This window comes from Pseudomonas sp. ML2-2023-6 (assembly GCF_037055265.1).
GTDB lineage: Bacteria > Pseudomonadota > Gammaproteobacteria > Pseudomonadales > Pseudomonadaceae > Aquipseudomonas > Aquipseudomonas kulmbachensis.
Genome location: NZ_CP146347.1, coordinates 5,089,454 through 5,104,772, shown reverse-complemented (window position 1 = coordinate 5,104,772; position 15,319 = coordinate 5,089,454). Strand labels below are relative to the sequence as shown.

Genomic DNA, 15,319 nt, shown 5'->3' with positions numbered 1-15,319 from the left:
GATGCGCCCGTGAAAAAAACTAAAATCATATTGGCTGATGACCACCCGATAGTTCTGATGGGGGTATGCGAGCTGATCGAGCGTGATGAACGCTATGAGGTGGTGGGCCAGGCCCTGACATCTTCAGATCTGATCGAGCAGGTGCAGCGCCTGAAACCGGACATCATCGTTACCGACTACAACATGCCGGGTGATGAAACGTATGGTGACGGGGTCAAACTGATTGAGTACCTGATTCGAAATTATCCACAGGTGCAGATTCTGGTGCTGACCATGCTCACCAACAACTTGATTCTGTCGCGTCTGTATGACTTGGGCGTGGGGGGGATCATTCTGAAGAGCGGCGATCTGAACGAAATCCTGCTGGCGCTTAACGCATTGTCCAGTGGCGCCAAATGGCACAACAAAGCCGGCCAGGGCAGCGCCAGTGTGATTGAGCGCTCCGATGCGGTGCAGACCCGTATCGCCAGCTTGTCAGTCAAGGAGTTCGAGGTGCTGAGGCACTTTGCTTCAGGAATGAATGTGCGGGATATCGCTCATTTGTTGAACCGAAGTGTAAAGACCGTGAGCTCTCAGAAGATCACGGCCATGCGCAAACTCGACGTGGAAAACGACCACGCTTTGCTGACGTTCTGCATCAGCATGAATCTGATCTGAGTAAGGTTCAGTCAGGGGGTGAGCAGCGGGGTCGTCATGGTCTGAAAATGCCCGCCATCATCGATCCAGGTAAAGTTCACTTTAAGACCTGCCGGGCTTACCAGACTGTTGGACGCAAGGGGATAACGCTTTTCACTCAGCGGCAGTGCCATCATCTCCGGGAGTGGAGGTATTGCCATTTCCCGGCCTTGATCGATCAGTTTCAAAGATGCCAGCGAGGCGTGGTAAGGCGTTGGGTTGCGCAGTACCAGTTGCCATTGATCCCCTTGTTTCTCCAGCTTGAAAGACAGGCTCTTGGCCATGTCCTGGGGAAGAGAGGGCAGATTTTTCGGGCGATAAAAAATCTTCATCTGCGTATTCATGGCCAGTGCCACAGACGTTTGTTCGGCTGACTTGTTGGCGGCTTTGGGCGCAATTTCATAGAGGTTTAGCCAAAACACAGACTCTCGATCCGAGGGCAGTGCATCGCCGTTATGCACAATGCGTAAACCCTGTACCGCGCCCGCTTGCATACGAAATACCGAGGGCAGGGTGATCAGCGGCGAAGTGCTGTTTTCGGGCGTTTGCTGGTCTTCGCCCTCATTGACCCAAGTTTGTACTACCACGGGGTATGCGTTGATGTTGGCCAGCATCAGCGAGCGTTCATTCTGTCCTTGTTCGTAAATCACCCGGGTACTTGAAGCCATGATGCCCGCCTGTGCCGGGAGCGTGATCAACACTGCAGCGCTGAGCAGCAGCAGGCGCGAGGCGGTAGTCATCATTTTGGCGATCATGATTACTGCACCTTGACGAGAACATAGGCTGTTGCATTCACGGTTCCCGGTAATGCCTTGCGCCCAGGTAATGCTTTGAGAATCGCCGTGAGGGTTTTTGTGTAGTGGGTGTAACCCGATGCGGAACTGCCATTGGCAGTCGCACTCTCCTGAACGGGATACCAGCCGCCTGCGTTGCCGCTGCCAGCCATCTCGCTGCCAAGAAAGTTCATGGGCTTGCCGTTATTACTGAGTGCAATGCCGACACCGGTCGCAATGCCTGGGTCAGTACCGTAGCCATTGGAAACCAGATGCGTGACGCCTTGTGCTCCGGTGAGCAACCCAAGCTCTGCGGCTTTGGCGTAGGCCGCGGCAGACGCTTGAACACCCAGTGCGGTCTGGTTGTTGCCAACCCCGGACACCACCTGATTACTGCATTCAAGCTCAATTCTGAAATCGCTTTCGCGGGTCATGCCGTTGTTGAGTTCCTGAGCGGTGACAGGCGCAAAGGTGACCAGCGGCGTCACGTTGCGTGCAACACATGTCGCGGCATAACTGATGGAGGCTGCGCTGCGCATACCAAAACCAACCCCGTTTTTAGCGCCCCAAAATACATAGTTGGTGTTGGAGTCTGAGCCCACCGTGTCGGACTTGTAGCCCGGGCCCTGAAACTGGATATAACCATTGGGCTGGGTACAGGTGTAGCTGTAAGTTCCGCTGCCACTCTCGGCCGCCTGGTTGCCGCAAAAGTTACTGCCGCTGCCGCTTTTGGGTGGCAAGCTGGAGACCCGCGCCAGTTCGGCCTGCACCATGCTCAGGTGTTTGGGCTTGATCTGCAGTTTGTTGCCTACCACGTCGTATTGAGTAATTTTGCTTTGCTGCCAATACCGGGTGAACACCTTGCCTGAATTGAGGTGGGTCAGTTTGAGCCCGACATACGGGAAGTAAGTGGCGTAGTAACCGGGCAGGCCATCATTGGTCGATGTGCCTGCGCCGTTACCGATTTCCCAATAACCGCCGACACGGTCATCACCGTTAGTAGCAAACAGCTCATAGAGTTCGTCCTTGTCCGCAAGGTCGCACTCCCAAAGTACGGTTTCACTGTTGAGCCCCGTGGCGGTGGCGCTATCGGTGATCGTCGTGCCCAGTGCCGTGCCGACCGGTTGCAGATAGGTGCTGGTCAGGTTGATGCGTCCGAAGGTGATTTGTGCCGTGTATCCGTCGAGTACCGCGTTGCCGTTATAAATACGTTTGCAGTTGGCTTGCACGGCTGGCAGTGCCGTCAGGGTCAGTATAAGCAGCAGTAACTGATTCAATCGTGGGCGTAAGGTAAACATAAGAAGCCTCGATCCTGGTGCTGGTTTAAGGCCGGCATGAATAGGGCCGGCGCTTGATAATCAGTGCGCATTGCACTGGCTGGTGACGCGCAACAAGGGCTGTTCCAGATCTCGGTCCGTCACGTCATAGGTGAGCGAGCACTGTTCTTGCGGGCGATCACCCCAACGCAGAGTCAATGTGCCTTTGGGTTGTTCGCTGCGCAGATACGCTTGGCTGCCCTGGCCGACCATGCCAATGACGTTGCCGTTTTCGTCCAGCACATCAGCACCCATGGGTACGGTCTGGTTGTTGGCCAGCAGTGCCTTGATCAGCAGTGCGTTACCGCTTCGGGTTTTGAACTTGATCTTGACTGTCGCACCGGCATAGGGCGCAACCCGACGCTGACCATCATCGAGCTCGGCTTTCTGGTTCATCCCTTCTGGATTGATCGCCACGGTGTTGTAGCGATAGGGTGTAAGCGAAGGCACCAGTGCGAACCCTGCGTCATCAATCGTGGTGCCTTGGCCATTCATGATTTTTGCCCCGCTGGCGCCTTTGGCTTCTACCAGAGCAAAGGTATCGCCCAGGTAGGGGCCAAGTGTTACGCCGCCGCTATGAATGGCAACTGCACCTCGGGCGCTGCCGGAGGTCTGCCAGTAGTCCTGGCCCTTGGACGCACTCATGCCGAGACTGGTTTTTGGCAGGCGTTTCTGCAGATTGCCGCTAAAGGTGTTCTGTTTTTGTTCGTCATCGCGGGAAATATCCACGCCATAACTCAGTGTTTGCTCAGCATCTGCGGTGCCTGAAACAGAGGTCTGATACACGTTGCCGAAGTTGGCGCTATGACTGACGGAACTGCTGAGGGTTGGCGTGTTGCTCTTCGATGGACTGCCCAAAGGGAACGATACGGAGAGCAGCGAGACAGTTTCTGTCGTGCCAGGCGTAGAACCGTTCCAACTGCCACCGCTGACATTTTCGTCAGGGCGACCGTCATACCCGCCTTGGCGGATTTGCTGATAGCTGCCGGTGGACTGGCGCGAGACTGAAAGGTTGAAACTGACGGAGTTGCTCAAGGTATTGGAGTAGCCCATTTGCAACTGAGTGTCGCGCTCGCGACCATTGCGATAGTCCTGGGTCGAGCCCGAGACATAAACCGAACCGAGCGATTGCAGGCTTTGGTTAACTGAAACTTCAAAGCGCGAGCGTTGCAGGTAGCTGGAAGATTCCCAGTTTTCTCCGGAGCGCAGCGACTCACGCACCCCCAGCACGTCGCCTAGGTCACGGTAGCCCGCAGTGGAGTAACGATAGCCAGCAATCGACAAGGTGGTGTTGGTCGGAGTGAACGTGCGGCTGTAAGACAAGCGCGCCATCCAGCCATCCACCACACCTTCTTGCGGCATGTCGGCCCTGGAGTAAGTAGTGTCCAGACCAAAGGCGCCCAGCCAGTTGGCATATACGCCGCCGAGTACCAAGGCTTGATAGCCATCGGCAACTCGTAAGCCAGTGTTGGTGGTGACGCTATTGGTAAGGCCACGCTGATAGGTGATTTCACCGAACGCATCGTTGTCACCGACGTCACTGGTTTTGCCGATAGCAGCGCTATAGCGTGAAGTACCCGGACGCAGCGATTCAGGTACCGCCGAGAACGGCACGCTGTATCGACTGATGCTGCCGTCAGCTTCCTGTACCGTGACTTCAAGGTCGCCGTTGTAGTTGGTCGCGTAAAGATCGCTGATTTCAAACGGTCCCGGCGCCACAGTGGTTTCATAAATATCACTGCCGTTCTGGCGCACGGTGACCTTGGCGTTGGTCTTGGCGATGCCGCGGACGGTCGGAGCATAACCGCGCACCGACTCTGGCAACATGCGTTCATCGGACGCTATTTGTACCCCGCGAAAACCTATTCCAGAGAAGAATCGACCCGAGGTATAGCCTTCACCTGCTGTCAGTTCGCTGCGCAGGCTCGGCAATGCGCGCTGCAAGTAGGTTCGGGTGGCGTTCCAGTCGCTGCCATTTTGTGAGTCGTAGCGCAGGGACGCTTGCTGGCGCAGACGCCAAAGACCCATGTTCAACCCGCTGTTGAGTGACAGGTAGCTGGAGTCGGTATCTTTGGCGTTCGTTCCGCTACGACTGACGTGATACTGGTTGGCGCTGTAGTTGATAAAACCGATGGTGTCACCCGCATCCAGGCTTTGTGTTGATACAAAACCTCGGGGTTCGCGCGACATAAGGCTTTGCGGCATGCTCACGTCGAGGCGCAATTGGGAGAAATCAAAATAGCTGCTGGCGCCGGGTACGGTATTGCTCAGTAATTGGCATTGCTGGTCCGGCGTATCGGTAATGGCAGTGTTCAATACACCGGCGCCTTCGAGCAGCGCGCGGGGCAAGCAAGGCTGAACATCGCCCTTGGCCACTTCCTCAAACTGCACGGGAATGCGCTCAACAAAACGATTATTGATGAACAGGTCAACGGTGTAACTGCCCGGATCAATAGCGTTGATTTTGTTAAAGCGCGACAGCGAACCACCACCAAACATCATGTTGTCGTCGAACTGGTATTCATCTATTCCTGTTTCGGATTCGGCCTGCGCAGTGCTGGCGGCCAGACCGATAAGCAGGATCGAAGTTGAAACCAACAGGCTATAAGGTGTGCGCGGCAGGAACCGACAGCGAGTGACGTGAGCAACGGTCATGTTTGTATTTCCGAGGGTCACTGAAGAGGAAAGTCGGAGGTGACATCTGCCCCAAAGTCGTTCACCAGCGTCAGGCGCAACTGATCTGTGCTGCTGGCGCGAGTACCGTTGTTAGCCACTGGCCATTTCTGCGTGGAGTAAGGGGCGAGCATTACCGCTTTGGTCAGGCCGACAGGTTTGCCGCCGATCACCAGGTTGGCTTCACGCACTACGGCGTGATATCCGCTGTTGTTTTCTGCCAGCACACTCAAGCTGGAGCCTGAGCCCTGCAGCTTGAAGGTCATTGATTTAGCGATGTCTTCGGGGGCACCAACGATGCTTTCCGGACGATAGAAGACCTTCATCCTGCTGCTTACGGTCAGCATCAGTTTGTTGGCTTGCATGTCACTGCTCTTGAGTGCCGGCATCTGCATAAAGTTGATGTAGAACACAGACTCGCGGTCTTGAGGTTGGTCTGTGCCGGTGTACACCAATCTCACGACTTGTCCTGCCTTGGGGTTCATCCGGAAAATCTGCGGGCTTGCGATAAACGGGGCATCAGCGGTCTGCGGCGTAGAGGCCGGGTTGCCGTTGTCCACCCAGATTTGCATCAGGTTGGGGTACGCATCGTGACTGGTAAGCTGCAGGACTTTTTCACGAGCTTGAGCGGGGTAAATCACCCGGGTACCACTGATGACTACACTGGCCAGCGCGTTGTTGGCGAAAACGGCAATCATCAAAAAACTGACAGACAGGGCTAAGCGTTTCAGGCAGGCCATGGCCAACTCCTTCCGAAAGGCTGGGTATCGATGAGGGGGGGGTGTGGTGCGGACCCGCCGCCTCGCGAGAGGCGAAAGCGGCAGGTCAGAGCGTTACGCTTACAGGTAGTCGAGCGCGTACTGAGCAGAGGCAGACACGGTACCGGCAGTTGCAGCGCCGGTGCTGATGTAGCGAGCTGCGAAGTCATGGCTGGCTGCGGTTTCGTCTTTCTTCAAGACCAGGCCAGAAACTGAAGTCATCCCGCTCAGGGAGATTGGGTTACCGCCAGAGGCATCCAGCAATTGGATAGCAACGTTTTTAGCAGTACCTGTGTTGCTCATGTTGCCGCCAGCGTTAACGTCGGCGCCGAGGAACGTGGTCTTGATGTTCAGGTCGCCGACGGTCGGTGCAGTGCAGCCGGTAACTGCGATAGTGAACGGTGTTTCGCCGGCGAATTGGCCAGAAGTTGCCAGATCATTAGCAGCAACGGTCGGCAGAACAACAATTGGGCTGCCGGAGTTGCCGTTGATTGAAACCTGGCAAGTCTGATCAGAAACCTGGCCTTTGAAGGTGATGGTGTTTTGGCTGGCAGCGAAAGAGATTGCTGGCAAAACCGACAGTGCGATGAACAGAGCAGTACGTTTCATTTCATTAATCTCGATAGTTAGACAAAGCTCGCATCCAACCTTTTCTCGTCAGGTCGGTCAGGAGCGTGCTCAGGTTATCGAGGAGCGCTGGTAGCGATAATCAGACGATTCTTAAAAGGCTGCCGGGTGGCCAACAGGGGCATGTTTTTTGGCGGACCTGAAAATGGCTTGCCTTGCGGTGAGCCATTTTCAGGTCCGGTGCTGGCGCCGAAGTTGGTTGAAGGGCAGCTGCATTCGGATAACGGAAGTCTGCACAGACATATGCCGGCCTTCGGTCTGCTCACTACAAACGCAGCTTGCGACGAATCTTTTCCACTCGATCACTGTTCTGGCCCTGCAACTCCTGACGCTCTCGCAGGGTCGCGATGTAACTCTCGCGGGTGCGCAGGATATGCCGGCTGAGCAGGGTCGCCAGCGCGCCATGTTTGCCCGCCTCAACCAATTCGATCATCCGTCGATGATCATTGAACGAGCGGTCCGGCTCGTGCCTGGCACGCCGGGCCAGGTGCGTACGTAAGGCCGCGACGCGGCCCAGGTTGCGTTCGTAGGCATCGACCAGATAACGATTGCCGCTGAATTTGAAAAAACTCAGATGGAACTCGGTGTCGGCGGCGCCATAGCTCAGCCTGTCATCCTGCTCCAGCGCACTGATCATTTGTGCCAGAGCGTCACGCATTGCCTGCAGGGTGGCTTCAGGGTTGCGTTCAAAGGCACGGCGTGAAGCCTCTACTTCGAGGGTTACACGGTGCTCGCAGAGTTCGACAATATCGTCTTCGGTAGGGCTGAACACGTAGCTGCCGGACTTGGCCACCACGTTCACCAGCCCCTCGGTCTGCAGCAGGGCCAACGCTTCGCGCACTGGCGTGCGGCTGACTTCAAAGGCTGCGGCCAGACTTTCTTCGGAAAGTGCTTCGCCCAGGTCAAACCGTGCCGAAACGATGGCTTCACGAATGTTGTCGGCCAAGCGTACGGCGAGGGACTTTTCTACGGATTTGCTCATTGGGTCTACGCAGTTTTTTCGCCGAGCTATGGCTCAGGCTGTTGGGCCACCATGATAACGGAACGCAAGCTTTTAACTTGTATACTAGTTGTTGTACCTTAGATTCGTCCCCCCAACAATAATATGGACGTTTTCATGGCCTCTTCCCAAGCGCTTCAGCCTTCTCTTGTGTACACCTTGCTCGATGCCCTGCGCGAGCTTCTCGGTGAACGTGTAAGCACTAGCCGTGCCGAGTGCGAGCAACATGGTCGGGGGGAGTCATACCACCCGACCTTGCCGCCGGACGCGGTGTGTTACGCCGAGTCCACTGCCGAGGTCGCAGCCATCGTTAAGCTCTGTGCCGCGCATCGAGTGCCAATCATCGCCTTTGGCGGTGGCACCTCGCTGGAAGGGCATGTAGGCGCCACGCTGGGCGGGGTCTGCATCGACCTGAGTCGCATGCAGCGAATCATCGCTGTGCGTCCGGAGGACCTGGATGTGACCGTTGAAGCTGGGGTCACACGGATGCAGCTCAATGCCGAACTGCGCACCACGGGACTGTTCTTTCCGGTCGACCCCGGAGGTGAAAGCACTTTGGGGGGCATGGCGGCTACCCGTGCCTCAGGGACCAATGCGGTGCGTTATGGAACCATGCGTGAGAACGTATTGAACCTCACTGTGGTACTTGCCGATGGCCAGGTGATCAAGACGGGGGGGCGTGCACGAAAGTCTTCCGCTGGCTACGACCTCACTCGGCTGTTCGTCGGCTCGGAAGGCACCTTGGGTATCATCACTGAAGTTACCCTGCGGCTTTACGGCATTCCGGAAACCACCAGCGCGGCGGTGTGCACCTTTCCGACGATTGCGGCGGCGGTCAGTTCGGTGGTGTCGATCATTCAATACGGCATCCCGGTGTCACGGGTTGAATTGCTCGATGCGCGCACGGTGCAGGCGGTAAACCGTTTCTCGCAGATGGGACTGGCTGAAATGCCAACCCTGTTTTTCGAGTTTGCTGGCTCTGCGGCCAGCGTGGCGGAGCAGGTCGAACTGACGCGGGAAATTGTCGAAAGTAACGGGGCTCTGGGTTTTCAAGCGGCCGCCGATGGCGATGCCCGTAATGCTCTGTGGCGTGCCCGCCATAATGTTCACTATGCCATGCAGTCCATGCGCCCGAATGGGCGGATCTGGAGTACCGATGTGTGCGTACCCATTTCGGCGCTGACTCAATGCATCGCTGAAACTGCCGAAGACGTAGCCAAGGTGTCTTTTTTCGTCGGAGTGGTCGGACATGTGGGTGATGGCAACTTCCACCTGGGGCTGGTGGTCGATCCGGATAACGAAGCAGAAATGGCCGAAGCCGAAGCACTCAATGAACGAGTGGTCGAGCGCGCCATTGCCCTGGACGGCACTTGCACCGGCGAGCATGGTATTGGTTCGGGAAAGATAAAGTTCATGCAGCTGGAACACGGCGCCGCACTCGGCGTCATGCGCCTGGTCAAGCAGGCACTCGACCCGTTTGGATTGATGAATCCGGGCAAAATCCTGCCTGAGGCTTGATGCATGGCATGCATGGGCGCATGCCGAAATAACGGACAATCGTAAGCGCAGGTATTCATTGAGCTTTTTTTATTTCGTGCTTGACGCCCCTAGCGTAAAAAACGTTTAATTGCGCCGTTGCCCAGATAGCTCAGTCGGTAGAGCAGGGGATTGAAAATCCCCGTGTCGGCGGTTCGATTCCGTCTCTGGGCACCATTACTTCCAAACCCCTGATGCCTAAAGGCTTCGGGGGTTTTTTGTTTCTGGGTACTTAGTATTACTTGGCGTAGTAGTAGGTTTGCGCGATTACACGCCGTACTGCTTGTTGCCGCGAGGGCCAATACAGACACTCCCTGTCGGGAGGCTGGCAAGCAGAGTCATTTGATTTCTGGCTTGTTTCCCTTTGGTTCTGTTTTTGAACCGGGATACACAGGGAGATACACGGCGCTCTTCATCGTGGCGGTTGCCTTGGTCCTTTTGACGCAACGCTCGCAATTATGAATAGCGGCGGTCGAAGTCGGACCGTAATTATTCGACCTGTTGCAACCCGTCAGCCGGACAAAATGATCCGACCCTTTTGTATTCCGCTCGCATCACTTTGGAATGCTCAAAATTAATGTCAGCTACTTGCTCGGGTCTGGCTAGCCGGGTTGGGCCGCTAGGCTATTACTGACGTTACGCCCCAGCACAAGCACCGTAACAAAACCGCAGCCCACTAAAGCCGTAGCTAGACTCAACAGCACCGAGCTGCCCAGTTGGTCGACGATCTGCCCGCCGAAGAACGAGCCCAACGCAATAATTACCTGGAACAAGGCGACAAATAGTGGCATGCCGCGTTCGACATCCTTGGGCGCTACGACAAACATCCAAATACTGGCGCAGGCCGGGAAGGCGCCGAAGGCAAAGCCCCAGAGCGCGATCAGCATCGCTGCGCCGGTCATGCCGGTGGCGAAGTGGGGGAAAAGGGCGGTGCTGCTGCCGATCATCAGTGCGACCAGCAACAGGGTGTACCGCACGCTACGGTTGGCGGCGAAACCGGCGAAAATATTACCCATTACCCCTGCCACGCCATAGAGCAACAGCAGTGAGCCAATAGTCGGCCCATCGAAGCCAGCACTTTGTTTGAAGAAGGGGGCAACGTAGGTGTACGCGGCAAAGTGCGCCAGGCCAATCAGTAATACAGCGATCAATCCAACCCGAGCTTGTGGATTGATAAACAAGGCCGGGAGGTCACTGATGCGGATGGCCTTGTCCGGGTTGAGCCGCGGTAGCAGGAAGATCTGTGCCAGTAGTACCGGTACACCCACCAGCGCGGTTACCAGGAAGGTCGTGCGCCAGCCCATCAGGCCACTCAGCCAAGTACCTACGGGCACGCCCAGTACGGTGGCCAAGGTCACACCGATCATGATGATCGAGGTAGCCTGGGCTACACCAACTCCCTTGGGGGCCAGGCGGCCGCTGAGGGCAATGGCAGTCGCCCAGAAACCGCCAATACTGATGCCCAGTAGTACGCGACCGAACAGCAGCAGGCTGAAGTCGCTGGCGAAGGCCACGACCGAGTTGGCGATGATCATCAGCAGCGTCAGGCCGATGAGCAGATAGCGACGGTCCGAGGCACCAATGCCCACAGACAGCAAGGGGGCGGCGAGGGCCGCTGCTATGCCGGGCAGGGTAACCATCAGACCGGCGTGGCCTGCACTGATACCGAGATCGCTGGCGACATCGTTGAGCACACCCACCGGGAGAAACTCGCTGGTAACCAAGGCGAAGGCGCCCACTGCGACCGAGAGAATCGCCAGCCACTGCTGTTTGACACTCTGTTGATTATGTTCGGGTAGGCCGTGATGGGCCTGGCTGGCGCTTGGCATGGTGCTGGGTTCCAAGGGGGAATGTCGCCTGAAGACAGGCGGAGAAGCGGGGAGAAATCGGAGACGATTATATGAGTGAGTTTTGGCAACCAAACAGGCGGGCCTTTCGATAGTAATCATCAGCGCAATCGATGGGCCGCTCTGAGGAGAGCGTCCGCTTTTGGCCGAAATCTGCTATTGATGAACGGCAGAGATTGGCCGATGACTGCCTGTCGCTGCCATCAGCAGCAATGTGTAGTTCTCCGGCGATTATCGTTACGAAGCATGATCGTCAAATCCAATGCAATCGGTGGTCAGATGCAACGTAAATGACTGGTCAGATTGAATGCAAGCGCGTGGACAAGTCTGTGCAACACCTCTACACCAGTCATCAGTTCGCCGGCCGGTGTAGGGCAGCCGCCTGCGGGACCTGTCTTCGCGACCTGTGGCGATGAACCGCATTGATGCGATCTGGCTCGTCACCGACCCCATGGATATGCGCGCGGACACCGAAACCGCGCTGGCGCGGGTCTACCCACGCAACGTGTGTTGGCGGCCGGAGGCAATGTGGAATTCATCTCCAGCAGGTCGCAACGAATGGGGCGGCCCCTCTATTTGTATCGTTTTTTGCACCGAATCCATCGATGTCACCCTCGTCGCGAATACTTCGAGGTTTGGCCATGGTGCAAGATCAAGACCGATGCGACGCGCCCAACTCAGCATTACGAATAGATAAGCGTCCGGCGCTGTAAACGTCTCACCCATCAGGAAGCAACGGCCTTCCAGGCAGCGGTCAACATAGTCGAGGCGCGGTGATACGTGAACTTGGGTCGCAGCTTGCCCCTCGACCGTCTTCGACAGAAAGTTGGCGGCTACGCCGCCGTGACGCTCAGGCGTGATGAAATTCTTGTGCAGCTCGGTTGCGATAAAACTGAGCCATTCCATTTCATGGTGACGCCGGACATCGCCTAGTGGCGCAAGCAATGTTTTTGCGGGGGCAAGGTCAGCAATATAAGTGAGAATGACTAGGCATTCCGTCAGCATGTCACCGTCCTCCAGGCGCAGGGCTGGGACGTAAGATTTCGGGTTGATCAGGTTGTAATCGCCGTCAGTCCACGTTTTGGATGCCAGGTCGACCCGTTCGGCTCGAAACGGCACGCCAGCCTCATGAAGCAGGATATGCGGCGCCATGGAACTCGCGCCAGCAGCATAGAATAAGGTCAACATCGTAGATCGCTCCTAAGTAATGACGATGTCATCTTCTCAAGCATCAAGAGCCGATAAAATGCGTGAAATCACAGGCGAAGCGTGCGGAAACACACCTATATGCTGAATTGGCAGGATCTCCAGTATTTTTTGGCTGTGGCGCGTCACGGCTCACTGTCCGGTGCGGCGAATGAGTTGCGAGTTGACCATACGACAGTAAGCCGTCGGGTCTCGCATCTTGAAACTGCTACAGGACTAAAGCTTATTGATAGATTGCCTCGGACAACGCGATTGACCGAACAAGGTCGGTCGCTTGCTGACATTGCGGCCTCAATGGAGGGTGCTGCTCAGGATGTTCAACGCCATGTGCGTGGGCAAAGCTCGGACGTTTCGGGAACGGTTGTCATCAGTGCCTTGCCGGTTCTTACTTCATTCGTCATCGCGCCTAGCCTGGCCAGCCTACGTTCGAATTACCCGGAACTGCATGTCGTCCTGAGTGCGACATCAGCAGTTGTGTCACTCGAGCGTGGTGAGGCAGATATATCGTTAGGCTTTGTGCGACCGGATACGCAAAGTCGTATCGTCCGAAAAGTGGGGATGCTTCCGCTGGCCCTTTATGCCCATGCGGCAACTGAAAATACGTTGCCCGACACTTGGTCTTTCATCTGTTTTGAAACCAGCCTCGACCACATCCCCCAGCAGCGCTGGCTTCAGGACTTCGCTGGCATGCGTCCTTTTGTGCTGCGGACGAACGACGTGCTGACGCAATATCAGGCTACGAGATCGGGCCTGGGCCTTAGCCTGCTACCTTGCCTGCTCGGTGACGCGGATGCGGAACTGGTCAAAGTATCCGTGGATGCCCCCCCTTCACCACGTCCCCTATGGATGTCGGTGCACGCCGACATTCGCAAGTCTCCTGCGGTGCGGGTGGTGATGGATCACCTGGTTGCTACGTTTGCCGAGTTGCTGCCTGCCAGATAGGTGGACACCCGCGCAATTATGCAAGGTGCGACGGACGCTTCCTGCAGGTCGCACGTTACAACGCGTTCGGGGGGGCAGGAGTGGTTACGGCGCAAGCCTGCACCTGTGGCGTGTGGGTAGGAGCGGATAACCCCCGAGCCCCATCCAGCTCCATTTGCCCGCCGGAGTTTTGTAGCGTAATTGCCAGGACTTCTGGCCATCAGGCTTAACACGGAAGTACAACCCATTGCCGTTCTGTTCCCGGTATTCCTTTGTGTCGGGTTCCAGGTTGGCCAGAGCAGTGTCAGACAAGGGGGCGTCTTTTGATCTCTGGGCGCCTCATGGTTTGTATCCCTTCGGTTCGATTATTAACGAAGGATACGCAGGGGGAAGGTATAGGGGGGGAGACAAGGAGAGATGCCCAGACACAAGAAAGCCCGCACTAGGCGGGCTTCTTGTTGGTTTCATTTTCATCTTGCGATGTAGTGAAACCGGTATTTGGTGGCTACACAGGGACTTGAACCCCGGACCCCAGCATTATGAATGCTATGCTCTAACCAACTGAGCTATGTAGCCAATGGCGCGCATTATTCCCTCGTACGGGACATGTGTCAAGCAAATATCTTAAAAAATCTTTGTTCTATCAACTGCTTAAGGTTTTGCGGCCTTTGGATGGCAATATCTTGTAAAAAAATGGCACATTGACGTACCTGCAAGCGCGCATTCACCTGTCGTACGGAAACTCAAATGGCTCTTAGCAACGCTCAAACAAATACAACCGCGTCCTCTTCTGCCCCCCAGTCCAGCCCGTTAGTCATGCGCATTATCGGCGCAGTGGCCTTGGCGCATCTGATCAATGACCTGATCCAGGCAGTACTGCCGTCGATCTATCCGATGCTCAAGGCCAAATATGACCTGACGTTTACCCAGATCGGACTGATTACCCTGACGTTCCAACTTACCGCATCTCTATTACAGCCGTGGGTGGGGTACTACACCGACCGTCATCCGAATCCGTTATTGCTGCCGGCCGGTATGGTTTGCACTCTGGTCGGGATTTTGATGCTGTCCCAGGTTGGCAGTTTTCCGCTGATTCTGTTGGCAGCAGGGCTGGTCGGTGTCGGCTCTTCGACCTTTCACCCGGAAGCTTCTCGGGTAGCAAGGCTGGCTTCAGGCGGGCGCTACGGCTTGGCGCAATCGACCTTTCAAGTTGGCGGTAATGCCGGATCGGCCTTTGGGCCGTTGCTGGCTGCGGCAATCATCATTCCCTTTGGCCAGGGCAACGTAGCCTGGTTCGGGCTGTTTGCCCTGTTCGCCGTAGGGCTGCTGTATGTCATCAGTCGCTGGTACCGCAATCATTTGAACCTGTTCAAGCTCAAGGCGGGGCAGAAGGCCACTCATGGCCTCTCAAAGCAACGAGTGCTGGGTGCGTTGGTGGTACTCGGCTTGCTGGTGTTCTCCAAGTACTTCTATATGGCGAGCCTGACCAGTTACTACACCTTCTTTCTGATCGAGAAGTTCGACGTTTCGGTGTCCACCTCGCAGCTGTATCTGTTCCTGTTCCTGGGGGCCGTCGCGGCGGGTACGTTTTTTGGCGGTCCGATCGGCGATCGCATCGGGCGCAAGGCGGTAATCTGGTTCTCGATTCTCGGCGTTGCGCCGTTCACGCTGCTGCTGCCTTATGCCGACTTGTTCTGGACCAGCGTGCTCAGCGTCATCATCGGCTTCATTCTGGCCTCGGCATTCTCGGCAATCGTGGTGTACGCGCAGGAGCTGGTGCCAGGCAACGTGGGGATGATCGCCGGTATCTTCTTCGGCTTGATGTTTGGCTTCGGCGGGATTGGTGCCGCCTTGCTCGGGCACCTGGCTGATATTCATGGCATCGAGTATGTGTACACCCTGTGCTCTTATTTGCCGCTGTTCGGGGTGTTGGCTATTTTGCTGCCGCGAACCAAAAAGGTGTGAAACCAATAGGTAGCCGCCTGGA

The 15,319-nt window shown here is 56.2% G+C and carries 12 protein-coding genes, 2 tRNA genes and 1 pseudogene; 5 read left to right on the top strand and 10 right to left on the bottom strand.

Annotated elements, in window-relative coordinates; translation table 11 throughout:
• Window positions 1-9 precede the first annotated feature (9 nt).
• A complete protein-coding gene (locus V6L79_RS23745; protein ID WP_261739686.1) occupies window positions 10-657 on the top strand; it encodes a response regulator in 648 nt (215 codons plus the stop codon).
• A gap of 11 nt (window positions 658-668) precedes the next feature.
• On the opposite strand, the gene V6L79_RS23740 is transcribed toward V6L79_RS23745, so the two are convergent.
• From V6L79_RS23740 to V6L79_RS23715, 6 genes are all read right to left on the bottom strand, one after another.
• On the bottom strand, window positions 669-1,430 hold the full coding sequence (locus V6L79_RS23740; protein ID WP_261739685.1) for a molecular chaperone: 762 nt from the start codon (window positions 1,428-1,430) through the stop codon (window positions 669-671).
• 2 nt (window positions 1,431-1,432) lie between these two features.
• Window positions 1,433-2,746: a fimbrial protein gene (locus V6L79_RS23735; protein WP_261739684.1), complete on the bottom strand. Its 1,314-nt coding sequence runs from the start codon at window positions 2,744-2,746 to the stop codon at window positions 1,433-1,435.
• 60 nt (window positions 2,747-2,806) lie between these two features.
• Window positions 2,807-5,419 carry a fimbria/pilus outer membrane usher protein gene (locus V6L79_RS23730; RefSeq protein WP_261739683.1) on the bottom strand — a complete coding sequence of 871 codons (2,613 nt, stop codon included), beginning with the start codon at window positions 5,417-5,419 and terminating at the stop codon, window positions 2,807-2,809.
• Between the two features lie 17 nt (window positions 5,420-5,436).
• Window positions 5,437-6,177: a molecular chaperone gene (locus tag V6L79_RS23725; RefSeq protein ID WP_261739682.1), complete on the bottom strand. Its 741-nt coding sequence runs from the start codon at window positions 6,175-6,177 to the stop codon at window positions 5,437-5,439.
• A 99-nt stretch (window positions 6,178-6,276) separates the two neighbouring features.
• The gene (locus V6L79_RS23720; RefSeq protein WP_261739681.1) at window positions 6,277-6,804 is read right to left on the bottom strand and encodes a fimbrial protein; all 528 of its coding nucleotides are present in this window, start codon (window positions 6,802-6,804) and stop codon (window positions 6,277-6,279) included.
• Window positions 6,805-7,087: 283 nt separating this feature from the next.
• Window positions 7,088-7,804 (bottom strand): GntR family transcriptional regulator, encoded by a 717-nt coding sequence (locus tag V6L79_RS23715; protein ID WP_338579582.1) that lies wholly within the window; start codon window positions 7,802-7,804, stop codon window positions 7,088-7,090.
• A 135-nt stretch (window positions 7,805-7,939) separates the two neighbouring features.
• On the opposite strand from V6L79_RS23715, the gene V6L79_RS23710 reads away from it, so the two are divergent.
• Window positions 7,940-9,340 carry an FAD-linked oxidase C-terminal domain-containing protein gene (locus V6L79_RS23710; RefSeq protein WP_338579581.1) on the top strand — a complete coding sequence of 467 codons (1,401 nt, stop codon included), beginning with the start codon at window positions 7,940-7,942 and terminating at the stop codon, window positions 9,338-9,340.
• Window positions 9,341-9,459: 119 nt separating this feature from the next.
• Window positions 9,460-9,535: transfer RNA gene (locus V6L79_RS23705), tRNA-Phe, on the top strand.
• 425 nt (window positions 9,536-9,960) lie between these two features.
• On the opposite strand, the gene V6L79_RS23700 is transcribed toward V6L79_RS23705, so the two are convergent.
• Entirely contained in the window at window positions 9,961-11,187 is a 1,227-nt protein-coding gene (locus V6L79_RS23700; RefSeq protein WP_321834536.1) for an MFS transporter, read from the bottom strand.
• 510 nt (window positions 11,188-11,697) lie between these two features.
• Window positions 11,698-12,393, bottom strand: coding sequence for a glutathione S-transferase N-terminal domain-containing protein (locus tag V6L79_RS23695; protein ID WP_338579580.1), 696 nt, complete (start codon window positions 12,391-12,393; stop codon window positions 11,698-11,700).
• A 99-nt stretch (window positions 12,394-12,492) separates the two neighbouring features.
• Here V6L79_RS23695 and V6L79_RS23690 point away from each other — a divergent pair, with 99 nt between their 5' ends.
• A complete protein-coding gene (locus V6L79_RS23690; RefSeq protein WP_338579579.1) occupies window positions 12,493-13,353 on the top strand; it encodes a LysR family transcriptional regulator in 861 nt (286 codons plus the stop codon).
• Window positions 13,354-13,476: 123 nt separating this feature from the next.
• Here the strand turns inward: V6L79_RS23690 and V6L79_RS23685 are convergent.
• Window positions 13,477-13,675 (bottom strand): annotated as a pseudogene (locus tag V6L79_RS23685) (Arm DNA-binding domain-containing protein); the annotation flags it as partial.
• 156 nt (window positions 13,676-13,831) lie between these two features.
• Window positions 13,832-13,908: transfer RNA gene (locus tag V6L79_RS23680), tRNA-Met, on the bottom strand.
• Between the two features lie 171 nt (window positions 13,909-14,079).
• On the opposite strand from V6L79_RS23680, the gene V6L79_RS23675 reads away from it, so the two are divergent.
• Entirely contained in the window at window positions 14,080-15,297 is a 1,218-nt protein-coding gene (locus V6L79_RS23675; RefSeq protein WP_261739675.1) for an MFS transporter, read from the top strand.
• The last annotated feature ends 22 nt before the right edge of the window (window positions 15,298-15,319 follow it).